Origin of the sequence: Chryseobacterium glaciei (genome assembly GCF_001648155.1) — a bacterium.
GTDB classification, from domain to species: Bacteria; Bacteroidota; Bacteroidia; order Flavobacteriales; family Weeksellaceae; genus Chryseobacterium; species Chryseobacterium glaciei.
Genome location: NZ_CP015199.1, coordinates 3773158 through 3794961, shown reverse-complemented (window position 1 = coordinate 3794961; position 21804 = coordinate 3773158). Strand labels below are relative to the sequence as shown.

Annotated in this window: 18 protein-coding genes; 4 read left to right on the top strand and 14 right to left on the bottom strand. The window is 34.4% G+C overall.

Features of this window, described 5'->3' with window-relative positions:
- Both A0O34_RS17010 and purB read right to left on the bottom strand, forming a co-directional pair.
- A complete protein-coding gene (locus A0O34_RS17010; protein ID WP_066757274.1) occupies nt 1-1029 on the bottom strand; it encodes a hypothetical protein in 1029 nt (342 codons plus the stop codon).
- 43 nt (nt 1030-1072) lie between these two features.
- Entirely contained in the window at nt 1073-2500 is a 1428-nt protein-coding gene (gene purB / locus A0O34_RS17005) for an adenylosuccinate lyase (RefSeq protein WP_066757272.1), read from the bottom strand.
- 671 nt (nt 2501-3171) lie between these two features.
- On the opposite strand from purB, the gene A0O34_RS17000 reads away from it, so the two are divergent.
- Nucleotides 3172-4056, top strand: a complete 885-nt coding sequence (locus tag A0O34_RS17000; RefSeq protein ID WP_066757268.1) for an AraC family transcriptional regulator — start codon at nt 3172-3174, stop codon at nt 4054-4056.
- 67 nt (nt 4057-4123) lie between these two features.
- The gene (locus tag A0O34_RS16995) at nt 4124-5293 is read left to right on the top strand and encodes an iron-containing alcohol dehydrogenase (RefSeq protein ID WP_066757265.1); all 1170 of its coding nucleotides are present in this window, start codon (nt 4124-4126) and stop codon (nt 5291-5293) included.
- A gap of 424 nt (nt 5294-5717) precedes the next feature.
- Here A0O34_RS16995 and A0O34_RS16990 read toward each other — a convergent pair whose 3' ends face one another.
- From A0O34_RS16990 to A0O34_RS16965, 6 genes are all read right to left on the bottom strand, one after another.
- Nucleotides 5718-6119 carry a hypothetical protein gene (locus tag A0O34_RS16990; RefSeq protein ID WP_066757262.1) on the bottom strand — a complete coding sequence of 134 codons (402 nt, stop codon included), beginning with the start codon at nt 6117-6119 and terminating at the stop codon, nt 5718-5720.
- Between the two features lie 112 nt (nt 6120-6231).
- A complete protein-coding gene (bglX, locus tag A0O34_RS16985) occupies nt 6232-8559 on the bottom strand; it encodes a beta-glucosidase BglX (protein ID WP_066757259.1) in 2328 nt (775 codons plus the stop codon).
- A 286-nt stretch (nt 8560-8845) separates the two neighbouring features.
- Nucleotides 8846-9553, bottom strand: a complete 708-nt coding sequence (locus A0O34_RS16980; RefSeq protein WP_066757256.1) for a carboxylesterase family protein — start codon at nt 9551-9553, stop codon at nt 8846-8848.
- Nucleotides 9554-9762: 209 nt separating this feature from the next.
- Nucleotides 9763-11151, bottom strand: a complete 1389-nt coding sequence (locus A0O34_RS16975; protein WP_066757253.1) for a glucoamylase family protein — start codon at nt 11149-11151, stop codon at nt 9763-9765.
- 75 nt (nt 11152-11226) lie between these two features.
- Nucleotides 11227-12648, bottom strand: a complete 1422-nt coding sequence (locus tag A0O34_RS16970) for a RagB/SusD family nutrient uptake outer membrane protein (RefSeq protein ID WP_066757250.1) — start codon at nt 12646-12648, stop codon at nt 11227-11229.
- 10 nt (nt 12649-12658) lie between these two features.
- The gene (locus A0O34_RS16965; protein WP_082891190.1) at nt 12659-15493 is read right to left on the bottom strand and encodes a SusC/RagA family TonB-linked outer membrane protein; all 2835 of its coding nucleotides are present in this window, start codon (nt 15491-15493) and stop codon (nt 12659-12661) included.
- Between the two features lie 376 nt (nt 15494-15869).
- On the opposite strand from A0O34_RS16965, the gene A0O34_RS16960 reads away from it, so the two are divergent.
- Nucleotides 15870-16541 (top strand): DUF4197 family protein, encoded by a 672-nt coding sequence (locus A0O34_RS16960; protein ID WP_066757244.1) that lies wholly within the window; start codon nt 15870-15872, stop codon nt 16539-16541.
- 42 nt (nt 16542-16583) lie between these two features.
- Nucleotides 16584-16889: a DUF493 family protein gene (locus tag A0O34_RS16955; protein WP_066757241.1), complete on the top strand. Its 306-nt coding sequence runs from the start codon at nt 16584-16586 to the stop codon at nt 16887-16889.
- A gap of 60 nt (nt 16890-16949) precedes the next feature.
- Here A0O34_RS16955 and A0O34_RS16950 read toward each other — a convergent pair whose 3' ends face one another.
- The 6 genes from A0O34_RS16950 to A0O34_RS16925 form a co-directional block, all read right to left on the bottom strand.
- Nucleotides 16950-17300: an ArsC/Spx/MgsR family protein gene (locus A0O34_RS16950; RefSeq protein WP_066757237.1), complete on the bottom strand. Its 351-nt coding sequence runs from the start codon at nt 17298-17300 to the stop codon at nt 16950-16952.
- Between the two features lie 87 nt (nt 17301-17387).
- Complete coding sequence (locus A0O34_RS16945; RefSeq protein ID WP_066757234.1) at nt 17388-18002, bottom strand: deoxynucleoside kinase; 615 nt, start codon at nt 18000-18002, stop codon at nt 17388-17390.
- A 39-nt stretch (nt 18003-18041) separates the two neighbouring features.
- Nucleotides 18042-18965, bottom strand: coding sequence for a hypothetical protein (locus tag A0O34_RS16940; RefSeq protein ID WP_082891189.1), 924 nt, complete (start codon nt 18963-18965; stop codon nt 18042-18044).
- Nucleotides 18966-19053: 88 nt separating this feature from the next.
- Complete coding sequence (locus A0O34_RS16935) at nt 19054-20079, bottom strand: glutaminyl-peptide cyclotransferase (RefSeq protein WP_066757228.1); 1026 nt, start codon at nt 20077-20079, stop codon at nt 19054-19056.
- Nucleotides 20080-20224: 145 nt separating this feature from the next.
- Nucleotides 20225-21247: a glutaminyl-peptide cyclotransferase gene (locus tag A0O34_RS16930; protein ID WP_066757225.1), complete on the bottom strand. Its 1023-nt coding sequence runs from the start codon at nt 21245-21247 to the stop codon at nt 20225-20227.
- Nucleotides 21248-21374: 127 nt separating this feature from the next.
- Nucleotides 21375-21800, bottom strand: coding sequence for an SRPBCC family protein (locus A0O34_RS16925; RefSeq protein WP_066757222.1), 426 nt, complete (start codon nt 21798-21800; stop codon nt 21375-21377).
- Nucleotides 21801-21804 lie beyond the last annotated feature (4 nt).

The following is a 21804-nucleotide window of genomic DNA, read 5'->3' as shown; positions in this document are numbered from 1 at the left end:
TTAATTTACTTCTCTACTTAAATCTGCTTTTTTACGCGAATTTACAATAATATAATATTTTTTATTAACATTGTAATCTATCGAATTGTCCAATTTCCATTTTTGATAACCTTTGTAGTCGAACTGATGATTTTCTGGAGGGGTCAATAAATAGTAATACTGCTCCATTAAATATTCATCTGTGAAACCGTCATTTCGAAGTTTCGTAAAGAAAGAAATCAATTTATCTACTGTAGGATTACCTTCTTTAATGGATCTCGGATTTTTTTCTGTTTTATAATCTATAAAACCATTAATACCTGCAATCTGGAAATCCAGAAGAGTTCCGGGAATTCCCGACGCTCTTTCGTAGTTATTAATATTCTCATATATCCATTTCATTTTATTCGTAGCACTGCTCATTGTAATTCTCAACAGTACTGTATCACGAGCTGCAATAGGTGCATAGAGAATATTCGAATATCTTGTTAACGGATTTTTTTCTACAATCTTTGAAGGCATTAGTTTCGTCAAAAATTCATCTTGCTTTGCATCTAAAGCTAAAGTATCATTACCTTTTTGACTTATTTCCGAGATAAACATCCAAAATCCTACATTATAAACTCTTACGTTAATCAGCCTATTAAGATGGCTAAAATAGGTACTGATGCCATGAAGTTTAAATTTTCCTTCTTGAAAAACTACTGTTTTATTTACTTTCTCTCTTTCTTGAGGTGTATATTTCCTTTCGTTAAGCTCTTTATAATAATGATTCAAAAGTCTCTCTTCATCGAGAAAGGCAGGAATAATTTTAAATTTAAACAATGCATCATTGTCTTTATTTTCATATTCAGCAGCAAAAACACTGTCATTTTTGGAATTGGTAAACAAAGCTGTTCTTGAAAATTCTCCCAAGTTCATTGGAGCTGTAATTCCTGAAACTTTATGATTGAAATCTGTATCAGATTTTATTTTCTTATTCGGCTTTAAATCCTGAGAAAATACAATCACAGGAAGTAGTATCAGAATAAAAAATGCGTAAAACTTCATATCAATTCAAAAAAATATGCAGCCGAAAAGACTGCATATTGATTTATACTTTAAGGTCAGCCTCTAAACCTATCAGATCTTTGTTTGCGTCCAGAATTGGTTGAACTTCATTGTTGATGAATTCTTCCGTCTGAATCGGAGCAAAGCCGATAAAGTTTTTAGGATCTAAGACTTCTTTTAATTTCGTTTTATCTAATTTTAATGAATCATCGTTTAAGATTCTTTCAATCAAATCATTTTCTTTACCTTCTTCTTTTACCTTTTTAGAAGCTTCCATTGAGTGAACTCTGATCACTTCGTGGATTTCCTGACGGTCGCCACCAGCTTTTACCTCTTCCATGATGATATATTCTGTCGCCATGAAAGGAAGTTCTTCTTCGATATGTTTGTTGATTCTGTTTGGATAAACAACGATTCCGTTCATGATATTGTTCCAGATTAATAGAATCGCATCAACAGCCAAGAATGCCTGTGGAATAGTTAATCTCTTGTTTGCAGAATCGTCCAAAGTTCTTTCAAACCATTGTGTTGAAGCTACCATTGCAGAACTTGTTGTTAAAGACATTACATATTTCGCCAATGCTCCGATTCTTTCACTTCTCATTGGGTTACGTTTGTAAGCCATTGCAGATGAACCGATTTGGTTTTTCTCGAATGGTTCTTCAACTTCTTTAAGATTTTGAAGTAAACGTAAATCGTTTGAGAATTTGTGAGCCGACTGAGCGATGTTTCCTAATAAAGCCACTACTTTAGCATCAATTTTTCTGTCATAAGTCTGACCAGAAACACCAAATACTTTATCGAAACCGAATCTTTTTGAAAGTTCTTTATCTAAATGCTTCACTTTAGAGTAATCACCATTGAAAAGCTCTAAGAAACTTGCAGCCGTTCCTGTAGTTCCTTTAACTCCTCTGAAACGTAATGTTTCTAAGAAGAAATCAAGTTCTTCGATGTCAAGAACCAAACTTTGTAACCAAAGTGTTGCTCTTTTTCCAACAGTCGTTAACTGAGCTGGTTGGAAATGCGTGAATCCTAACGTTGGAAGGTCTTTATATTGAATAGAAAAATCCGCAAGGTTTTTCATAACGTTTACTAATTTTTTCTTTAAAATTAATAGTCCGTCACGGATTTGAATTAAGTCTGTATTATCTCCTACAAAAGCCGAAGTAGCTCCCAAATGTATAATTCCTTTTGCTGAAGGTGCCACATCACCATAAGCGTGAACGTGAGCCATTACATCATGACGGAATTTTTTCTCATACTCTGCTGCTTTATCGTAATCGATGTTTTCAGCATTGGCTTTCAACTCAGCGATCTGCTCGTCAGAAATTTCAAGACCAAGGTCTTTTTCGATCTCTGCAAGAGCGATCCAAAGCTGTCTCCAAGTACGGAATTTGTTATTATGTGAGAAATTAAATAACATTTCTTCACTGGAGTAGCGCTCTTCCAATGGATTTTTGTAGGAATTCATTCTTCTTTTACTTTTAGATGCACAAAAATACGGATTTTCGTTGAGAGAGAAAAATTGTGGAGGTGGTTTTAGTTTTTGATTAAGATTAATTGATCTTTTACTTTTATTTCAATGGGGTTAGGTTAGGTTTTATTATTTTTAACCACAGATTTTCACTGATTTGCACAGATTTTTTTGAATGATTCTGGCTTATTTTTTTTTTAAAACGCAAGGTTCGCAAGGATTTTTTTGAATTGCTTCACTTTTTTAAGTTCGCAAAGGCGTTTCACTCAGCAAAGTTTTGGGTCTTTGCGAGGAACGAAGTGACGAAGCAATCTCGTTGTTTTACTTTATGTTATTTAAGCCGTTTTAGATCCTTCCAGGATGACAAACTTTGTGGTTATGCGCTGTGCTTAGTTTTTTATTGAGATTGCTTCGTCACTTCGTTCCTCGCAAAGACAGATTTTTATACTGGTGACGAATGCCCTAGCCGCGATAGTAACGGTTACCCCGGAGTGAGGGTTTGAGCGTCGGTGGGTTTGAGCACTGGCGTGTGATGGCGCGAGGAGTATGAGTGGATAGCGTGAAATAGCTTCTAATAATGTAATTTCAAAATTTTAGCTCTTACAAAATCTTGGAAATAAATAATGTTTTACTTTACATTTGCGTTTTCGTTTTAAAATAACAATAGTATGGGAGGCTTGATGAAACTGGAGATCAAAAAAAACATTCAAAAAGAAGAGGATAAAAATCTATCTTTTCGGGCTTTTGATTTAACGACAGAAAATCTGAAAGCCTATTTAAAACCTCACAAAAAAGATCATTTTTTCATTATTGTTATTGAGAATGGTAATCTGCAAGTTCAAATTGAGGATAAAGTACATTCTCTGAAGTCGGGAAAAATTTCCGTGGTTTTCCCGGAACAGGTTCATTTTGTTTCTGAACCGAGTGATGATCTGAAAGGGAAAATTATTCTGTTTGAAGAGATATTGTTTTGTTCTGATATTTTAAAAAACGAATTGAGTACTTATAATGTGAATTTATCTACACAATTAAACTGCACCATTCTTTCTCCTGAAGATTTTGAACAAAGTTTACATGCGATTGAAATTATCAAAGGGATTTATCAAAAACCGAGTCTTATTAAAAAGGAACAGGCAAGATTTCATATTAAAATTTTCCTGTTGGGATTGATAGAATCTGTTCATGGGCTTCATCCTATTTTGCATAAAGAAACTGCTGACAAACCTATATATGTTAGATTCAAAAAATTATTAAATCAGCATTATAAAGAGCAGCGTACCGTTCAATATTACGCAGAAGAATTGGCCATTACTACGAAAAAATTAAATTCAATTACAAAAAAACATTGTGGAGAGACAGCTATTCAGGCTATTCACAATCGAATTCTCATAGAAATTAAACGTCAGCTCCTATTCTCAGACCTCAGCCATAAAGAAATCGCTTTTGATCTGGGCTTTAATTCACCATCAGCACTCAATAAATTCGTCAAGGCAAAATTGAAGGAAACTCCAACAGAACTTCAACAAGAGTTGGCGCAAATGTATATCGGATAGTCTTATTTGTATAACATTGCTGCTTCTGCCCTTTTTAATTTTGCATCATTATAATTAAAGAATAAAAATGAGTAAATTATTTATTGCAGGAGAAGTTTTCCACGGTGCGGGAAGTCTTGACGAATTAAAAAATATCAAAGGTAAAAAAGCGGTAATCGTAACGGGTGGAAGCTCGATGAGAAAAAGCGGAACGTTGGATAAAGCGATCGCTTATCTTACGGAAGCAGGAATCGAAACGCAAATTTTCGAAGGCGTGGAAGAAGATCCGTCATCTGCAACTTGTATGAAAGGAGCTGAAGTCATTCAGAGTTTTCAACCAGACTGGATTATTGGTTTAGGTGGTTGTTCTGCGATCGATGCTGCAAAAATCATGTGGGTATTTTATGAATATCCTGACGCTGATTTCGAGGCGATGATCAAGCCTTTCACAGTACCTGTTTTAAGAAATAAAGCTAGATTCATTGCAATTCCTTCTACAAGCGGAACAGGAACAGAAACTACAGGTTTGGCGGTAATCACAGACCGTGAAAAAGGGGTAAAATATCCAATCGTTTCTTACGAATTAACTCCGGATATCGCTATTATTGACGGTGAAATCTGTGCTTCGATGCCGGCTCACGTTACCGCTAATACAGGTCTTGATGTATTGACTCACTGTGTAGAAGCTTATGTTTCAAATATTGAAAATAATATCGCCGATGCTCTTTCTAAAGGAGGATTGGAACTGGTTTTTGATAATTTAAAAGAAGTTGTAGAGAATCCAAATAACATCAAAGCTCGTCAGAATATGCATGATGCTTCTTTTATGGGAGGTTTGGCGTTTAACAATGCATGGTTAGGAATTGTCCATTCTTTGTCTCACCAAGTTGGTGCTTTGTACGGAATTCCTCACGGAGCTTCGAACGCGATTTTCCTTCCAAATGTTATCCGTTTTAATGCTCAGGCGACTGAACGTTATCCAGATCTGGCGAAAGTTATTGGTAAAGAAACGACTGAAGAATTGGCACAAGCTATTGAAACTCTTCGTTCTGAGATCAACAATCAATCAGCGATCAAAGAATTTGGAATTTCGAGAGAAGACTGGGATAAAAATCTAGATTATATTGCCAACAATGCTTTGGTTGATCCTTGTACAGGATTTAATCCGAGAGTTCCTTCATTGGATGAATTGAAAGCGATTTACAATGCTTGTTATGAAGGTGTTGTTTATGCTGAGGAAGTTGCTGTTGCAGGATAAATTTATGTTTAAAATTTAACTATTAAGAAAATTTAAGCTGTTAAGTTTAATTAAGAAAAACATCTTTGATGTTTTATAAAGCATAGTAATTATCTATGTTGAAATAAATTTTTAAATTTTAGGATAATAAACCTAACAGGTTTTGAAAACCTGTTAGGTTTTTTTTCGGAATATTATCACTAGCCCCGATAGAAACGACATCCTTTTTTGTTGCGGCCGGAGCGAAGCGGAGGCCGTAATAAAAAAGATACAGTGGATAGCGGGAAATAGCTCCTGATGATGTTTGAGAGTTGGAGAATTTTAGAGTTGAATGATTGCGGATATTAGATTTCTCCTTCGTGGAAATGACATTTGCAATAAACTTTCGAGTGTTGTTTTATTTTACCCGAAAAAAAAAACCACTCTTTCGAATGGCTTTTTTATTTTATTGATAGATTACTACATCATCTTTTTTAATTTGATAACCCGTCTTTTTGTAAGGGACTAAAACGTAGCTCTCTTTAATCTGCTTTCCGCTTTTCCAAAGTTTGCCTTTTCCTTGTCTGTCAAGAATTATGCTTTTTGCACTTCCATCCGGAATAAAAATTTCAGCTTTTTGCATGTTTTTACTGAAAATAACGGCCGTTCTTGTAGAATAACTTTTATCTGTGCTTACTTCGTTCAGTTTAATTTTCTGTTCGAAAACTCTTACACAATCATTCTTAATTTGCGAATACGTATATCCTGCTGAACCGATACATCCGTGAACATCCCTGTCTCCGCCAACTTTCTGTGCGAAAACTAATGAACCAAGGAACATCGCACCTAATAAAACTGTTTTTTTCATATTTTAATTTTAAATGTTTTCAATTTGGTAAAAAGTGTGCCAAAATATGGTATTAGTTAATTTAAATTCTAAGATACAAAAAAAGCCACTCATTTTGAGTGGCTTAGAAATATTATTTTGTCCAATTAATTTTTGAATGTTTTACATCCTCAGAATTGGTTCCGATCATGATGTCGAAATCTCCGGATTCCCAATCGAATTTTAAATCTCCGTTGTAGAATTTCAAGCTTTCAGGAGTGATATCGAAAGTAATTTTCTTAGATTCTCCTTTTTTCAGCATCACTTTTTGGAAACCTTTCAACTCTTTTACAGGTCTTGTGATACTTCCAACCATATCTCTGATGTATAACTGAACAACCTCAGCTCCATCATAATTTCCAGAATTCGTAACGGTTACAGAAGCCTGAACCGTCTGATTTCCTTTTGGATTGGCATTAGAAACCGTAACATCAGAATAATTGAATTTTGTATAACTCAACCCGTAACCAAACGGATACAACGGTGTATTACACTCATCCATATAGTTTGAACGGAATCTTTGATATTCACATTTATCAACTAATTTTTGGTCTAATGGGCGACCTGTATTTTTAGCATTATAATAAATTGGAACCTGTCCAAGACTTCTTGGGAAAGTCATCGGAAGTTTTCCTGAAGGATTTACTTTTCCGAAAAGAACGTCAGAAATTGCATTTCCAGCTTCTGAACCAGCGAACCAAACATTAAGAATTGCATCAGGCGTATCTTTTACATTCGTCAAAGCTAATGGACGACCTGTGAAAAGTACCATTGCGATTGGTTTTCCTGTCTTTTTTAATTCATTTAATAAATCTACCTGAGACTGAGGAATCGTAATTTCAGTTCTTGAAGAAGATTCTCCACTCATTTCTGCAGATTCTCCGATCGCTAAAACGATAACGTCCGCTTTGCTTGCAACGTCAACCGCTTCTTTTAATAAAGCTTCTTTTGAACGGCTGTCTCTGTCAGTTTTTTTACCGTGGGCTGCGTAAATATCTTCTAATTTTGCATCATAATCGATGTTGGCACCTTTCGCAGAAACGAATTTCACTTCTTTTCCAAAGTTCGCCTGAAGACCTTGCATTAAATTAACCGCTTTGTCATGTTGAGCAGCAACACTCCAAGTTCCGGCCATGTTTAAAGAATTATTAACCAATGGGCCGATCACCGCAACAGTTCCTGATTTTTTCAAAGGAAGAACTTGGTTATCGTTTTTCATTAAAACCATTGACTGAGCTGCAGCATTTCTCGCGATGTTACGGTTTTCCATGCTGTAAACCTCTTTCGCTGCTAATTTTGCGTCTCCGTGTTTGTAAGGATTATCAAACAAACCTAGATCGTATTTTGATTCAAGAATTCTTTTTGTTGCTAAATCGATTTCAGCCTGAGTTACTTTTCCTTCAGCTAAAGATTTTTTTAATGTTGTTAAAAATCCTTCACCAACCATATCCATGTCAACTCCAGCTTTTAAAGCCAATGCAGAAACCTGTTGAAGGTCTCCCATTCCATGGTCAACCATTTCGTTGATTCCTGTATAATCTGTTACTACGAAACCTTTGAAGTTCCATTTATTTCTTAAAACCTCAGTTTGAAGCCATCTGTTTCCTGTTGCAGGAACTCCGTCCACTTCATTGAAAGAGGCCATCACAGAAGCTACTCCAGCATCAACAGCCGCTTTGTAAGGTGGGAAATATTCGTTAAACATTCTCACGTGGCTCATATCAACGGTATTGTAATCTCTACCCGATTCCCCCGCTCCATACAATGCAAAGTGCTTAACACAAGCTAAAATATTAGTTCCGTTTGCCAAGTCTTTTCCTTGGTAACCGTACACCATATTTTTAGCGATCTCACTTCCTAAATATGGATCTTCACCAGAACCTTCGGAAACTCTACCCCATCTTGGTTCACGGGAAATGTCAACCATTGGAGAGAACGTCCAGTTGATTCCGTCAGAAGCGGCTTCTTTTGCCGCAACTTTTGCTGACTGCTGAACCAAATTCATATCCCAAGAAGCCGCTAAACCTAATGGAATCGGGAAAGTTGTTTCGTAACCGTGGATAACGTCCATTCCGAAAATCAAAGGAATTTTCAAACGGCTTTTTTCCACTGCTACTTTTTGAACTGCTTTAATTTTATCAGCTCCTTTTATGTTGAATAGTCCACCAACTAAGCCTTGCTCTACTTTTTTTCCGATATCGGAACTTTGAGCCAGACCTGTAGTAAAGTCACCTGAACTTGGTAAATTCAGCTGTCCGATCTTTTCATCTAAAGTCATTTTAGACAAAAGATTATCTACAAAAGCTTTCTTTTTAGCCTGATATTGAGCCGTCTGGTAAGACTGAACGGGCTTATTTACCATTTCCTGCGCCGAAAACACAGGTGCCAATGCTAAAGTGGCGATTACAATTAACTTTTTCATAAATCTATCTTCGTTATAAATTATAGTTCTATTTTTTGTTTTAATTTTTGGTTGGTTAAACGCAAAGGCACAATCTTTTTATAAACTTTATGTTTTAAGGCGCAAGGGCGTTTGACTTAGTCAAGGTTTTATCCTTTACTTTTTTAATAATAATAATTTTGTTTTAAACGCAAAGTTCGCTAACTTTTTTTTACAATTGTTGTGGATATTTTTTGTTCGCAAGGGCGTTTCACTCAGCAATTGATAGCGACTTTTAAAATTTACTAATATTATTAAATTTGAACAATTATTTTCCTTTTCTTTTTGACAACATCCATTCGTACAATGCGGGATTTGAATAGGTTGAATCCCAAGAATTATGGTTGTCATTAGGGAAAATTGTTAATTCTGCGGTTGGATTTACGGGATGTATTTTTTGGTAAAAATTTAATGCATTTTCGGGTAAAACTACGTCGTCCATTCCGCCATGAAAAATTTTCATGTTTAAATCTTTGTACTGATCGATATTTGCCGTCATTACCTGATCTGTCGGAGCACAAACCGAAACTACGGCCGCAAACATTTCAGGATGCTCCATTGCCAGTTTCAACGTTCCCCAACCTCCCATTGAAAGCCCGGTAAGGTAAATTCTGGAAGCATCAATCTTATATTTTTTCTGAATTTCTTTAATTAAATTATAAACCGTTTCGGTATCCCACCACATGTTTTCCGGACATTGAGGCGCCAAAATCGCAACAGGTTCCTTAATCAGGTTTTTATACGTGAACGGACTGTGTGCTTTTACGATCTCCAGATTTGTTCCTCTTTCTCCCGAACCGTGAAGAAATACGATCAAAGGGACATTTCCTTTTACCTTTTGAGGGTAATCTAAAATGTAGGAAATCTTTTCCTGCCTTTTGACTTCTTTGTTTAATTCTCCTTTTATTTCCTGAGCGTTAACACTCAATGAAAACGGCAGCAATAAAAGTGGTAAATGGTTTAGTTTAATTTTCATGTTAAATATTAGGTTTTGGCTCAAGCCGTTTGATTTTTATGTTTTTGTCAAACGGGTTAAGCCCCGTTCCTATTGATGTGATTTCTGTAATCCTTGTCAAGGTTTTAAACCTTGACAAGGATTTGTTTATTATTAACTAGCCCCAATTGAAGCATTTGTCTGAGCTCATTTTGTGAGTGCGGAAAGCGGGATTAAGCTCCTAAAAAATACTATTTAATATTATATTTTTCAGATTTGAAACTTAATTTCTTTAATCCTTGTTGGATTTCAGGAGCATTCATGAATAATTTCCATAAAAATCCTGTTCTGTAGTTTTCAATCATCGGAGCAATTGTTCCCTGATCGATCGCTAAATATCTTGGAGTCGTCCAATTGTCATAATTGATCGAAGTTGCATCGTAAGGCCCTGCAGAACCGATGAATTCAGGATTTTGAGTGTATATAAATCTCAAAAAGTCCATTGATTCTTTTGGTGAATACGGAAAACTACTCAAGGCCGCGGTAGGAGTGATTACCCCATGGTCATTTTGTGGGAAATGAGCATCGTAGCCAACGCTTCCGTCTTTATTTCTTGAATAACCTGCAGTTAATCCCCAATAATTTGATCCATAACCTTTCCATTGTTTTGGATTTTCAACGCAGTATTTGTAGTCGATAAGAACCTGATTTTTATTTAAATCGAAATAATTTTTAATTAATTTATCTGATAAATTGGTTGGATCTAAGCCGATGTAAGAATATTGTGTCCAGAATAAAGGACCGCCATATTCTTCAGCTCCATTATGCTTTACGTACATTGGAAGTCCGTATTTTTCTTTGTTTGAAAGGTAGGTTCCGTTTCTTGTCCAGCCTTTGTAATACGTTTCGGCGTCGATTGAATAAGTAGGCGATGATGCTGCTAAAATATAAGTGATTAAGCATTCGTTATAGCCTTCCAGCGGAAAGTTCATTTCCCATTGATATTCCGGTGACCAGTGCCAATAAAGGACTTTTTCACCTCCTTTGGTGTACCAGTTCCATTGAATACCTTTCCAAAGTTCGTCACATTTTTGGGCTAATGCTTTTTCTTCGGCATTTCCGTTTTTGAAATATTCACGAACCATTAGAATTCCTGAAGTAAGGAATGCTGTCTCTACAAGATCTCCACCATTATCTTTCTTCCCGAAAGGAACAGTCTTTCCTGTTTCTCCATTAATCCAGTGCGACCAAGCTCCTTTATGACGGTCTGCTTTTGCTAAGAAATCCATCATCGTAGTAAGTCTTTTTACCGCTTCTTTTCTTGGAACAAAACCTCTTTCAACTCCGACCAAAATAGTTGCTAATCCAAATCCTGATCCTCCTGTAGTGACTACATGTTTATCATTATCCGGATAGATATTGTCTTCGTGATAGCGCTCTCTTCCCAACATAGAATTCGGCTCTGCATAATCCCAGAAATATTTTAAGGCATCCATCTGGACTTTGTCCATGAGCTGCTCATCTGTGATATTGCTTTTTACGACTGATTTGTGAGTAGATTCTTTTTTTATATTTTGGGAGTTTTTGCATGAAACTGCAAATAATGATACTACAGCAATTGATAGTGTTATCCTTTTCATAATTCATTTATTTTTAAAATCATCCCTAAAAGAAGAGGAGAACTTTCATTCTCCTCTAAAGTTTATTATTGTTTTTTAGTAGCCGGGGTTTTGCGTTAAAATACCTTTACTATCTGTAATTGCTCTTAAAGGTATTGGAAATAACTCATTTTTACCAGTCTGAAATCCTAATGGACCAAGGAAAGTAGCAGCTTGACCTGTTCTTACTAAATCTGGAAATCTATCATTTTCCATTGCCAATTCAACCCTTCTCTCTTGCCAAATTGCAGCTCTAAGAGTGGACTGACTAGTTGCAGTTGTATTCGCAAGCTGAGCTCTGTTTCTTACTAAGTTGATATCTGTAATCGCAACCGCAGTATTTCCTAATTCGTTTGCTGCCTCGGCATTGATTAAAAGAATGTCTGCAAATCTCAAGATTCTTATGTTTTGGATTGATCCATATCCGCACGCATTATTGTTAAGTGATGAAGGAACGTAAGTTTTATAATTCCAAGTATTGCCTGCTTGCGGATCTCCTTTTTTGATAAGATCACCTTCAGGTGTAGTTTGACCTTCTCTAAGAATGGTAAATTGTTTTCTGATATCACCAGGTTCAAATGCATTCTCTAATGCTTGAGTTGGCGTAAAGAAACCCCATCCGTACTGATTTCTCACCCCCTGAACTTCTGCATACTGACTCCCACCGAATTCTGGAGAACAACCACAATTAACTTCGAAAACTGACTCAGTTCCAAATTCACCTGCCGGTCTAAATAAGTGATTAAAACTAGGATCTAAAGAATATCCCATTCCTTTTACTTGAGTTGAAACGTCATAGGCTTTTTGGTAGTCTTTCATATAAAGATAAACTTTTGAGAGTAATCCCAGAGCAGCACCTTTCGTAACTCTTCCTTCCTGACCTGCAGGATATGTTTGCGGTAAAATTGCAGATGCTTCAGTTAAATCCTTTACAATAAACGCATATACCTCTGCAGCAGTATTTCTTGGTTTATTAATATAATCAATTTGTATCCCATCAAAAATAGGAACGCCACCATATATTCTTACCAAATTAAAATAGAAATAAGCTCTCAACATTTTAGCTTCTGCAACCAATCTTGTTTTAAGAGCTGTATCCATATCAATGTTCGGAACATTGGTAATAACCTGGTTTGTTCTTTGAACGGCTTGCCATTGACCAGTCCAGTATCCATTAACTCCGTCATCACTTGTTGTAAAAGAAAAATTATTATACGCATTGATAAAAGATGCATCACCAGGATTTGATCCTTTTTCGACGTCATCTCCAGTTACTCCAAACACAAACTGTGCAGGAAAACCAGAGTTTTCCCAACTTCTTAGGAAGCTGTATATAGCATTCGTCGCTTTCATAGCATCAGCTTCTGTTTTATAGAAGTCCTCTGCTACTACTACCCCTTCGGGTTTAATATCAACAAAATCATTATTACAGCTAGCAAATATTGAAAATATTGAGATTGTTAAAAATATTTTTTTCATGATTTTTTAATTAAAATGTTAAATTCATACCCATTGTATAAATAGCAGAAATTGGATAAATATTATTATCAATACCCATTTGTACTCTATCAGAATTCATAATTTCAGGAGAGAATCCGTTATATTTGAAAATTGTTAATGGGTTTTGTGCACTTAGATATATTCTCAGTTTTTTAACTGATAAAGATTGAGCTAATGATGAAGGTAAATTATATCCTACCTGAATATTTCTGATTCTAAAATAGCTGCCATCTTCTACATAAAAGCTGCTTGGTAAAATAATAGATTGGTTGGAAGTAATCATAGAATTGGTGTTGGAAGTACCCGCACCCGTCCATCTGTTATTATACATATCAAGATCCCAGCTTTCATTACCATAACGTTGCTCACGGTTATAATTATAAATTTTATTACCAAAAACTCCTTGGAAATCTATTCCAAAATCAATTGAATGAACGGTCAAGTTTATTCCAAATCCATAAGTTCCTTTGGGGATAGGACTACCTAAGAAAGTTTTATCTCTGGTATCAATTACTCCATTTCCATCAAGATCTGTAAACTTGAACCATCCTGCCTTTGCTCCGTTCTGCCCGGATGCAGCCGCTTCAGCGTCAGTTTGGAACACGCCTGCAACTTCGTATCCATAATAAGAGCCAACAGCTTGCCCTGCTTGTAATCTTACAATTGAATTACCAAATAAACTAGCTCCTGTTTCTAAGAATGAATCTTGATAAACGTTTGTGATCTCATTTTTAAGAGATGTGAAGTTTCCATAAACTCCAAGCTTAACACTTTCACTAAGATTTGCATTATAATTTACAGATACTTCAAAACCTTTATTTTTAAAAGAGTAAGCATTCGTGATATAATCATACGGATTACTAGCTCCGGAAATCGTGGCTTGATTAATTGCATAAACTATATCTTTTGATTCTTTGTTATAATAAGCTCCCTCAACTTTTAATTTATTATTTAAAAATGCCATCTCAACACCAAAATCTGAACCCGTTGTTGTTTCCCAACCAATTGACGGATCAATCACTCTGTCAACCGTTCCTGCTGGATATCCAGTGTTACCATAATATACACCTCCACCAATATTAGTTACAATCGGAGAATAATCTCTTTTAACTCTCGGGTTACCTAATTTACCCCAGCTTGCTCTCAATTTCAACAAATCAAAAACATTCTGCTCACTCATAAAACCTTCTTTTGAAACTACCCAACCAACACTTACAGCAGGAAAAGTTTTATATCTGTCTGTTGATATTTGCGAACTTGCATCTCTACGTACAGAGGCATTTAAAAGATACTTACCGGCATAGTCATAATTTATCCTTCCAAAAAAAGACTCTATTCTTTGCTGATCTTGTGTTGCTTCTGGTCTACCATCGGTAACTGCAGCAGCGGTATCGTGATAATTAAAAATATCAGTACCATTACCAATATTTAGAGAACCATTGGTACCGTTATAATTTACATTTTTAGCAGTCCATACATCTTCTGATCTGGAATCTCTAATTCTGGAAAAACCAGCTAACAATTCCAAATTATGATTCCCAAAATCTTTTTTCCAATTAATAGTGTTATCCCAAACATAGTTTCTATATCTGTTATTTCTAGTTATTAGTGTTGATTGTTTTTGGCTACTAATAGGAACATAAAGTAATGTTGGTGTATATTCATACTGGCTCGGGCTATAACTATCGCTGGTATAACTACTTCTAAAAGTAAAGTCTTTCAAAAATTTAATTTCTGCCCAAATATTATTAAGCAATCTTTCCTGTCTTACTTGAGAACGATAAAGATCAAGCTTTGCCCTTGGATTAGGTACGTTTAATAATGTAATATACTGATAATCTCCACTCGCAGGATTAATAACATCAAATACTGGAGGTGCATTACGTGCATCTAATAGAGGATTTTGTGCGACATCAGTACGTGTTTTGGAAAAAGAAAAATTATCTCCAATCGTAATATTATCTGTAATCTTATAACTAAGGTTTAATTTGGTATTAAATCGGTTAAAACCACTTCCAGAATTAATTCCTTGACCGGCAGCTAGATTCCCTTCATCCTGAAGATACCCAACGCTACCATAATAATTAAGTTTACCTAGACTTCCTGAAGCAGAAAAATCATTAGAATTGATAATGCTTGTACGCAAAATCTCTTTGAACCAATCTGCATTACCAGGATATTGTGCTTTCGTTATAAAATCAGAAGGTTGAGGATTCAGCACATCATTACGCACTTTTTCATTGTATAGCTCTATATACTGATCTCCATTTACCATTTTAGGAACATTCGTAACAGTTTTAATTCCTAAATAAGAATTAACATTAAAAACAGGTTTTCCTTTTCCACTCTTAGTTTTGATAATTACAGCTCCATTTGCAGCTTTAGCTCCAAAAATTGCCAAACTTGAGGGATCTTTCAAAACACTCATCGATTCGATATCCTGAGGATTAAGGAAAGAAATATCTTCCGTTAACATTCCATCAACAATGAAAACTGTATTACCAGACAAAGATCCAACCCCTCTAATATCCACCCGAGGAGATCCACCTGGTGTACCTGATGTCACAATATTTACCCCTGCCAATTTTCCTTGCACAGAGTTTAGTGGGTTTGCGTTCGGTTTATCTGCTAAATCTTTTGCAGAAACAAGACCAATACTTCCGGTAACATTTTCTTTTTTCTGAGAACCATACCCAATCATTACTACCTCCTCGATCTTCTGCTCTTTCAGAGTATCTTTTTTGGGAGTAGTCTGCGCATTGACATTCATACCAAAGTATAGAACAGCAATGAGACATGAATACTTTAAATCACTTTGTTTCATATAGTTTCAATTTATTTGTACAATCAATTATTTATAAAAAGATTTTCGGTCTTTTTATCATCTTTGTTTGAGCCGTTTCGTATTTCTCAAAAAAAGACATTAGCCAAAATTATAAAAATATATGTTACATAGTTAATTTTTCTTAAAAATTCTGAAAATTAACAACAAATCAATATTAAGAATAAGTAATAATAGAATTCAATACTATTTTATTAAATATAATCTCATATTAAGAAAAAAAATGCAATCGATTTACCATTACCTTATCATAAAAAACGTCCCAATTTATGCAGTTATATTTAAAATTTTGTTAAACAAAGAATACTAGCTAAATTTGGCTCAGAATTTGAGAATATTAGAGATTAATAAAAAATAAATGAAAAAATATATCATAGCAGCTGCTTTAGTCATTTGTACCGGTGCAGTTATCAATACAACCATGCAGTCTTGCACTACTTTAGCAACTACTGATCTGGGACTTTCTGTTATTAAGAAACTTCTATTAAACGGTATTAATAAAGGAATGGGAATTTATGGTAACAAAGATGCCTTTTTGCAAAACAACCTAGTTGATAAAGCTTTACCAAAAGAGTTGAGAGATATTAATTCTACTTTAGAAAAAATTGCTCCGTCTTTGGTTGCCAAAGAAAAAGATTATATTGCGCAGGCAGCTTCTTATACAGTGAATGTTTCAAGACCAATTTTAGAGGGCGCAGTGAATAGTCTGAGCGCTCAGGATGTTACAAGAATTATCCAGGGAACTACAGCTACTCAAATATTGAAAGAAAAAACTCAACAACAATTGGTGGCGGCTATTATGCCTAAAGTTGATGAACAATTGAATCAATATGGCATCGTGAAAACAATCAATACCGCTTTATCCGGAAGTAATTTATTAGGAAGTTTGCTAGGGGGAAATACCAATACGGTAAGTTCAGGAGGTCTAAGTCAGTTGGCTTCTGAACAGATGGTCAATGGGTTGTTCAATATCATTGAAGATTACGAGCACCAGAACTCTAAGGCTCTTTTAGGACCTCTTGGAAAATAGAAAAAATTTCGCTATATTTATATATAAAATTAAAAGTTGCAGATGGATATATTACAAGGAAATCAACACGCAAGCCCTGAGGAGTTTTATAATTCTTTAAAGGAAAAACTGGAAGATCATCATGATTTTCCGGAAGATTATTTATTTAAATTCATAATCCCAACTGATCAGTCTAAACTTACTGAAATTTACAGAGTTTTTGACGGGATCAAGTTCACTTTAGGAAACCGCGAAAGTAAAAATGGAAAATATACAGCCTGTAATATCAACGCATTCGTTTTAGATGCTAATCAGGTCGTTAAAATTTATAAAGAAGTCGCAAAAATAGAAGGAGTTATTCTTCTTTAAAAGTAAAAAAGTCAGCGTTATGCTGACTTTTTGTTTATATTTTTAATGCTGATTTAAAAATTACTTTTCAATAAAAAACTTTACGTTATCAATCGGTCTTCCCAACATCGCAACGGAACCTTTTATTAAAATTGGTCTTTGTATCAGAGAAGGATTTTCAGATAGAATTTTCACCCACTCTTCTTCAGAATAATTCTTATTCGCAAAATGATCCATATACAACTTTTCAGTCTTGCGGATAATATGAAAAACGCTTTGGTTAAGCTTTTTCAAGACTGTTTTAATTTCCAAAATGCTTAGTGGATCTTCTGTCATATTGATGATCTCAAAAGGCACTCCATTCTCATCTAAATACTCTAAAACAGCATTTGATTTTGAACAGTTTCCATTATGTAAAACCTTAACTAACATTTTAATTATATTTAAAAATTAAACTTGATCTTATCAAATATAGTAAGAAATCAAGTTACACGAATCTTAATTAATGGTAAATTATTGTTAAAACAATCCGTTCAGTTCTGCTTCGATCTTTTCTAAGATAAATCCGAAATCTTCCGGTTTTTCTACAAAATCCAAATCATCAACTTCAATGATCAAAAGCTTACCTTCTGTATAATTGGAGATCCATTTCTCATATTTTTGATTCAGCTTTGAAAGATATTCAATACTGATTGACGCTTCATATTCTCGCCCTCTTTTGTAGATCTTTTTCACCAGATTCGGAACATCGGATTTTAAATAAATCAACAGATCCGGCGCAGAAACAAAAGCTTTCATTAAGTTAAAAACAGAAATATAATTATTGAAATCTCTGTCTGAAAGAAGCTTCATATCATTTAAATTTTCTGCGAAAATATGAGCATCTTCATAAATCGTACGATCCTGGATAATGTTTTTCCCACTTTCCCTGATCTCCTTTACCTGACGAAATCTGCTTCCCAAAAAATAAATCTGAAGTGCAAAACTCCATTTGCTCATATCTGCGTAAAAATCCTCCAGATAAGGATTATGATCTACATCCTCAAATTGCGCATCCCATCCGTAATGCTTCGAAAGCAAGGTTGTTAATGTGGTTTTTCCTGCTCCAATATTCCCTGTAACTGCAATATGCATATTTTCCCTTAATGTTTTACTGTTTAATTGCTTTTATAACTAAATACCAAACTTCTGAATTTCGGAAATCTCATCGATCAGTTTCTCTAAATTATTTCCTGCAGGCTGTTCTGAAGACTTTTCTTCACTTTTTTCCACAGGCTGATCCGTTGATTTTTTCTCAGGTTCAGGTTCTGTCTGTAGCTTAGTTTCTTTACTTTTTTCGAGGCTGTAAAGATAAAGGTTGTTGGCTTTGATTTCAAAAAAAGAAAGGGTATTTTTATCCACAATTTGTGCATCGGGATCTTCAAAAATTTTCACCATTTCTTTTTCAGGAATGTATTTTAAAATCGAATTATTGGTTATTACTAAAATAAATTCGTTTTCTCTTCTGAAACGTTTTCCGTTCTCAATGGGTGCTTCAAAGAGCTTTTCAAATTTAAAAGTGTAGATTCTAATTTGCTTTTTAGTTAAAATGTAAATCTTATTTTCAAACACCATTAAGTCCATTAAGTCATCAAAACTTGCATCAAAAGGATAAGAGTTAATCGTTGTTTCATTTCTGAAATTATATTGAATCAAGCGCTTCATGCTGTCATCCAACAACCACAACTGCTGAAGATCTTCCGCGTAAGCCATTCTTATAAATCCGAATTTCTGTTTAAAATCTACTTTTTGAATATCATTAAGATTTTGATCTACAAATTTCATTTCCTGGGCATTCTCTGAAAAAAAAGCAATACTCAACGGATTCTGAACATTCTGAACTTTAAACGGAACCGTAAACATCATTTTACCAAGCTGTTTTCCTAAAGAATCATACTTTGTAAAACTGAAATCTTTGTTTTTGTAGATGTATAAATTTCCATAATCATCCGCCAGCATATCTTTCGCCTCCTTCAACATTAATGTATCAAAAGGGATAGATTTCTGCGCAGATAAGGAACAGAAAAGAAAAATCAATAGTAATTTTAATAATTTCAAAAGTTCTTTTTTCTAAGATAAAATTTTGTGAACATCAGCAATTTACACACTTTATTTTATTCACACTGAAGTTGTTAAAAGTTTTTTATTATTTAACAACAATCTCATAAATTTTAGACCATTTTTTACCTGTTAGCAGCATATTATCACCTTTAAAAGCAATACCATTTAAAACATTCTCACTGTCATTTTTTGTATTTTCTTCAGTGATTTTCGTAAAATCAAATTTCCCGACCGTTTCTCCGGTTACAGGATTTATTTTTAAAATAATCGGTTTATGCCAAACATTAGCGTAAATAAATCCATTGTGATATTCCAGTTCATTGATTTGATTATAAATATCTTTATATCCACCAACAGGAACGGTTTTCACCACTTTTGAAGGATCATTAACATCCAAAAAATACAGATTGTTTGAACCATCATCTGCGATAAGATTTTTCCCATCATAAGTCAATCCCCAACCTTCCCCAAACTCATTAGGCAAAGGAAATTCTGAGATTTTCTTTAAGGTATTTTTGTCGTACACAAACCCTATTTTATTCTGATACGTCAACTGATAAATTTTATCGCCAACAATTGCACAACCTTCTGAAAAGATATCGGCAGGCTGTTTTTCTGTTATGATTGGAGTTGTAGTTCCCAACGTGTATTTTATCAATTGAGAAGCCTTTGAAAGTCCGTCACTTTCATAAACGGTATTGCCTTCAATAAGAAATCCTTCAACAAAATTATTAGGATCGTGAGGATATTCTTTTACGATTTCGTATGAAATATTTTGTTCAGGATTTTTTGTAAATACATTAATTGTTGCATCCTGATTTAATGTTTCGCCACCTTTTGTTTTGATGTTAAAAGTGACTTCATTATCCCCAAATGTGAAAAATTTAGGATCAATCGTTAAATCAGATGTTTCTTTTTCTCCGAAGCTAATGCTAATGCTTTCGGCATTTTCTGTAACATCTTTTGGAAGTTGTAGTTTATCACCAAAATGGTAACCTTTACTTTCCATTGAGTTGTTATAATCACTTAAACTGTTTATTATTTCCTTGTCTTTATTACAAGAAATTAATGACAAAACCGCGGCAAAACCTATTATTATATTTTTTTTCACTGATGCTTTAAATATGTTCCAAAAGTAGCAAATTTATTCCTTTAATCTGAGCTTTGACTAAAGTCAATTCAACTAATACCAAATAAAAAAACGGACTAAAGCCCGTTTCTACTGATCTGTTTTGATCAAATTTTATTTTTTTAAATTACTTTACAGCAACTTCATAAATTTTTGGCCAGTTTTTACCTGTTACCAGCATATTTTCACCTTTGAAAGCAATTCCGTTCAATACATCGTCGCTTCCTTTGGTATTTTGTTTTGCAATATCTGTAAAATCAAATGTTCCGACAACTTCTCCGTTTGCAGGATTAATTTTTAGAATAATTGGTTTCTGCCAAACGTTTGCGTAAATAAATCCGTTGTGGAATTCAAGCTCATTCAACTGATCGTAAGCCTGAGAACTTCCTGCAACAGCAATATATTTTACCAATTTTGTAGGGTTATTCGGATCAAGGAAATACAATAATTTACTTCCATCTGATGCGATAAGATTTTTACCGTCATACGTTAATCCCCAACCTTCTCCCAATACGTTTGGATACGCAAAGCTTGATAATAATTTTAACGAATTTTTATCATAAACATACCCTTTTTTACTCTGCCACGTTAATTGATAAATTTTATCACCCACAATTGTACTTCCTTCAGAAAAATCTTCCGGAGCTTGTTTTGTAGAAGCAAGAGGAGTTGTTGTTCCCAACGTATATTTCAAGATTTGCGAAGATCCGTTTTGTCCGTCACTTTCGTAGATTGTATTGCCTTCTACCTGAAAACCTTGTACGAAATTTTTAGGATCGTGAGGATATTCAGCGATGATTTGATATGAGATTTTTTTCTCAGGATTTTTCGCAAAAACATTAATGGTTGCGTCCTGATTCAGGGTTTCACCGCCTTTTGTTTTGATATTAAAAGTTACTGCATTATCTCCTAAAGTAAAGAATTTAGGATCAATTGTTAAGTTTGAAGTTTCTTTATCTCCGAAGCTAATGGTAACGTTTTCTGCATTTTCTGCAACATCTTTTGGAAGCTCCAGTTTATCACCAAAATGATAACCTTTAGTTTCCATAGAATTATTATAATCGTTTAAGCTGTTCAGAATTTTTTCATCTTTGTTACAAGATGTCAAGAACAAAATTGCTGCAAAACCTGCAATTATATTTTTTTTCATTGAATTTCTAAATATTTCCCCAAAAATAGCAAATTTTATTCCGCTTTGCTAATGGACTTACCAAATTGTAACATTCCTAAAAAGGATTTTTTTTTGATTAAAAATTATCTTTAAATTAAATTTAAAATTATTTCTCCAAATATTGTCTTAAGCTTTGTCCGATAATTCCGTTCCAGCCTTCTGTGAAACTTTCTCTTGAAAAATTTTCGCCTAAATCGTCAAAAGCTTCAATATTTTCATGAATCAATGTAACGATTGTTTCTTTATCATCAGGTTGAATTTCCCAAGTCACAACGCTTCTTCCATTTGAAAATTCAGGATAAGTCCAAGAATGTTTCACTTTCTGATGTGGAATAATTTCTAAAATATCTCCCTGATGATGATATTTTTTCTCATCTCCAGGTTCGTAGAAATTAAACTGTTTTCCAACTTCCAATTCAAAATCCGGAATATCAAAATACCAGCTTTTCATTTCGTTTTTATCGGTTAATGCTTTCCAAACCTTTTCGATCGGAGCATTTATTTTAAACTGAACGGTGATTGGTGTACTCATATTC

Bases quoted from the DNA above. Each gene is read 5' to 3' on its own strand.
- A0O34_RS17010 (WP_066757274.1), bottom strand. From the start codon at position 1,029: ATGAAGTTTTACGCATTTTTTATTCTGATACTACTTCCTGTGATTGTA.
- purB (WP_066757272.1), bottom strand. From the start codon at position 2,500: ATGAATTCCTACAAAAATCCATTGGAAGAGCGCTACTCCAGTGAAGAA.
- A0O34_RS17000 (WP_066757268.1), top strand. From the start codon at position 3,172: ATGGGAGGCTTGATGAAACTGGAGATCAAAAAAAACATTCAAAAAGAA.
- A0O34_RS16995 (WP_066757265.1), top strand. From the start codon at position 4,124: ATGAGTAAATTATTTATTGCAGGAGAAGTTTTCCACGGTGCGGGAAGT.
- A0O34_RS16990 (WP_066757262.1), bottom strand. From the start codon at position 6,119: ATGAAAAAAACAGTTTTATTAGGTGCGATGTTCCTTGGTTCATTAGTT.
- bglX (WP_066757259.1), bottom strand. From the start codon at position 8,559: ATGAAAAAGTTAATTGTAATCGCCACTTTAGCATTGGCACCTGTGTTT.
- A0O34_RS16980 (WP_066757256.1), bottom strand. From the start codon at position 9,553: ATGAAAATTAAACTAAACCATTTACCACTTTTATTGCTGCCGTTTTCA.
- A0O34_RS16975 (WP_066757253.1), bottom strand. From the start codon at position 11,151: ATGAAAAGGATAACACTATCAATTGCTGTAGTATCATTATTTGCAGTT.
- A0O34_RS16970 (WP_066757250.1), bottom strand. From the start codon at position 12,648: ATGAAAAAAATATTTTTAACAATCTCAATATTTTCAATATTTGCTAGC.
- A0O34_RS16965 (WP_082891190.1), bottom strand. From the start codon at position 15,493: ATGAAACAAAGTGATTTAAAGTATTCATGTCTCATTGCTGTTCTATAC.
- A0O34_RS16960 (WP_066757244.1), top strand. From the start codon at position 15,870: ATGAAAAAATATATCATAGCAGCTGCTTTAGTCATTTGTACCGGTGCA.
- A0O34_RS16955 (WP_066757241.1), top strand. From the start codon at position 16,584: ATGGATATATTACAAGGAAATCAACACGCAAGCCCTGAGGAGTTTTAT.
- A0O34_RS16950 (WP_066757237.1), bottom strand. From the start codon at position 17,300: ATGTTAGTTAAGGTTTTACATAATGGAAACTGTTCAAAATCAAATGCT.
- A0O34_RS16945 (WP_066757234.1), bottom strand. From the start codon at position 18,002: ATGCATATTGCAGTTACAGGGAATATTGGAGCAGGAAAAACCACATTA.
- A0O34_RS16930 (WP_066757225.1), bottom strand. From the start codon at position 21,247: ATGAAAAAAAATATAATTGCAGGTTTTGCAGCAATTTTGTTCTTGACA.
- A0O34_RS16925 (WP_066757222.1), bottom strand. From the start codon at position 21,800: ATGAGTACACCAATCACCGTTCAGTTTAAAATAAATGCTCCGATCGAA.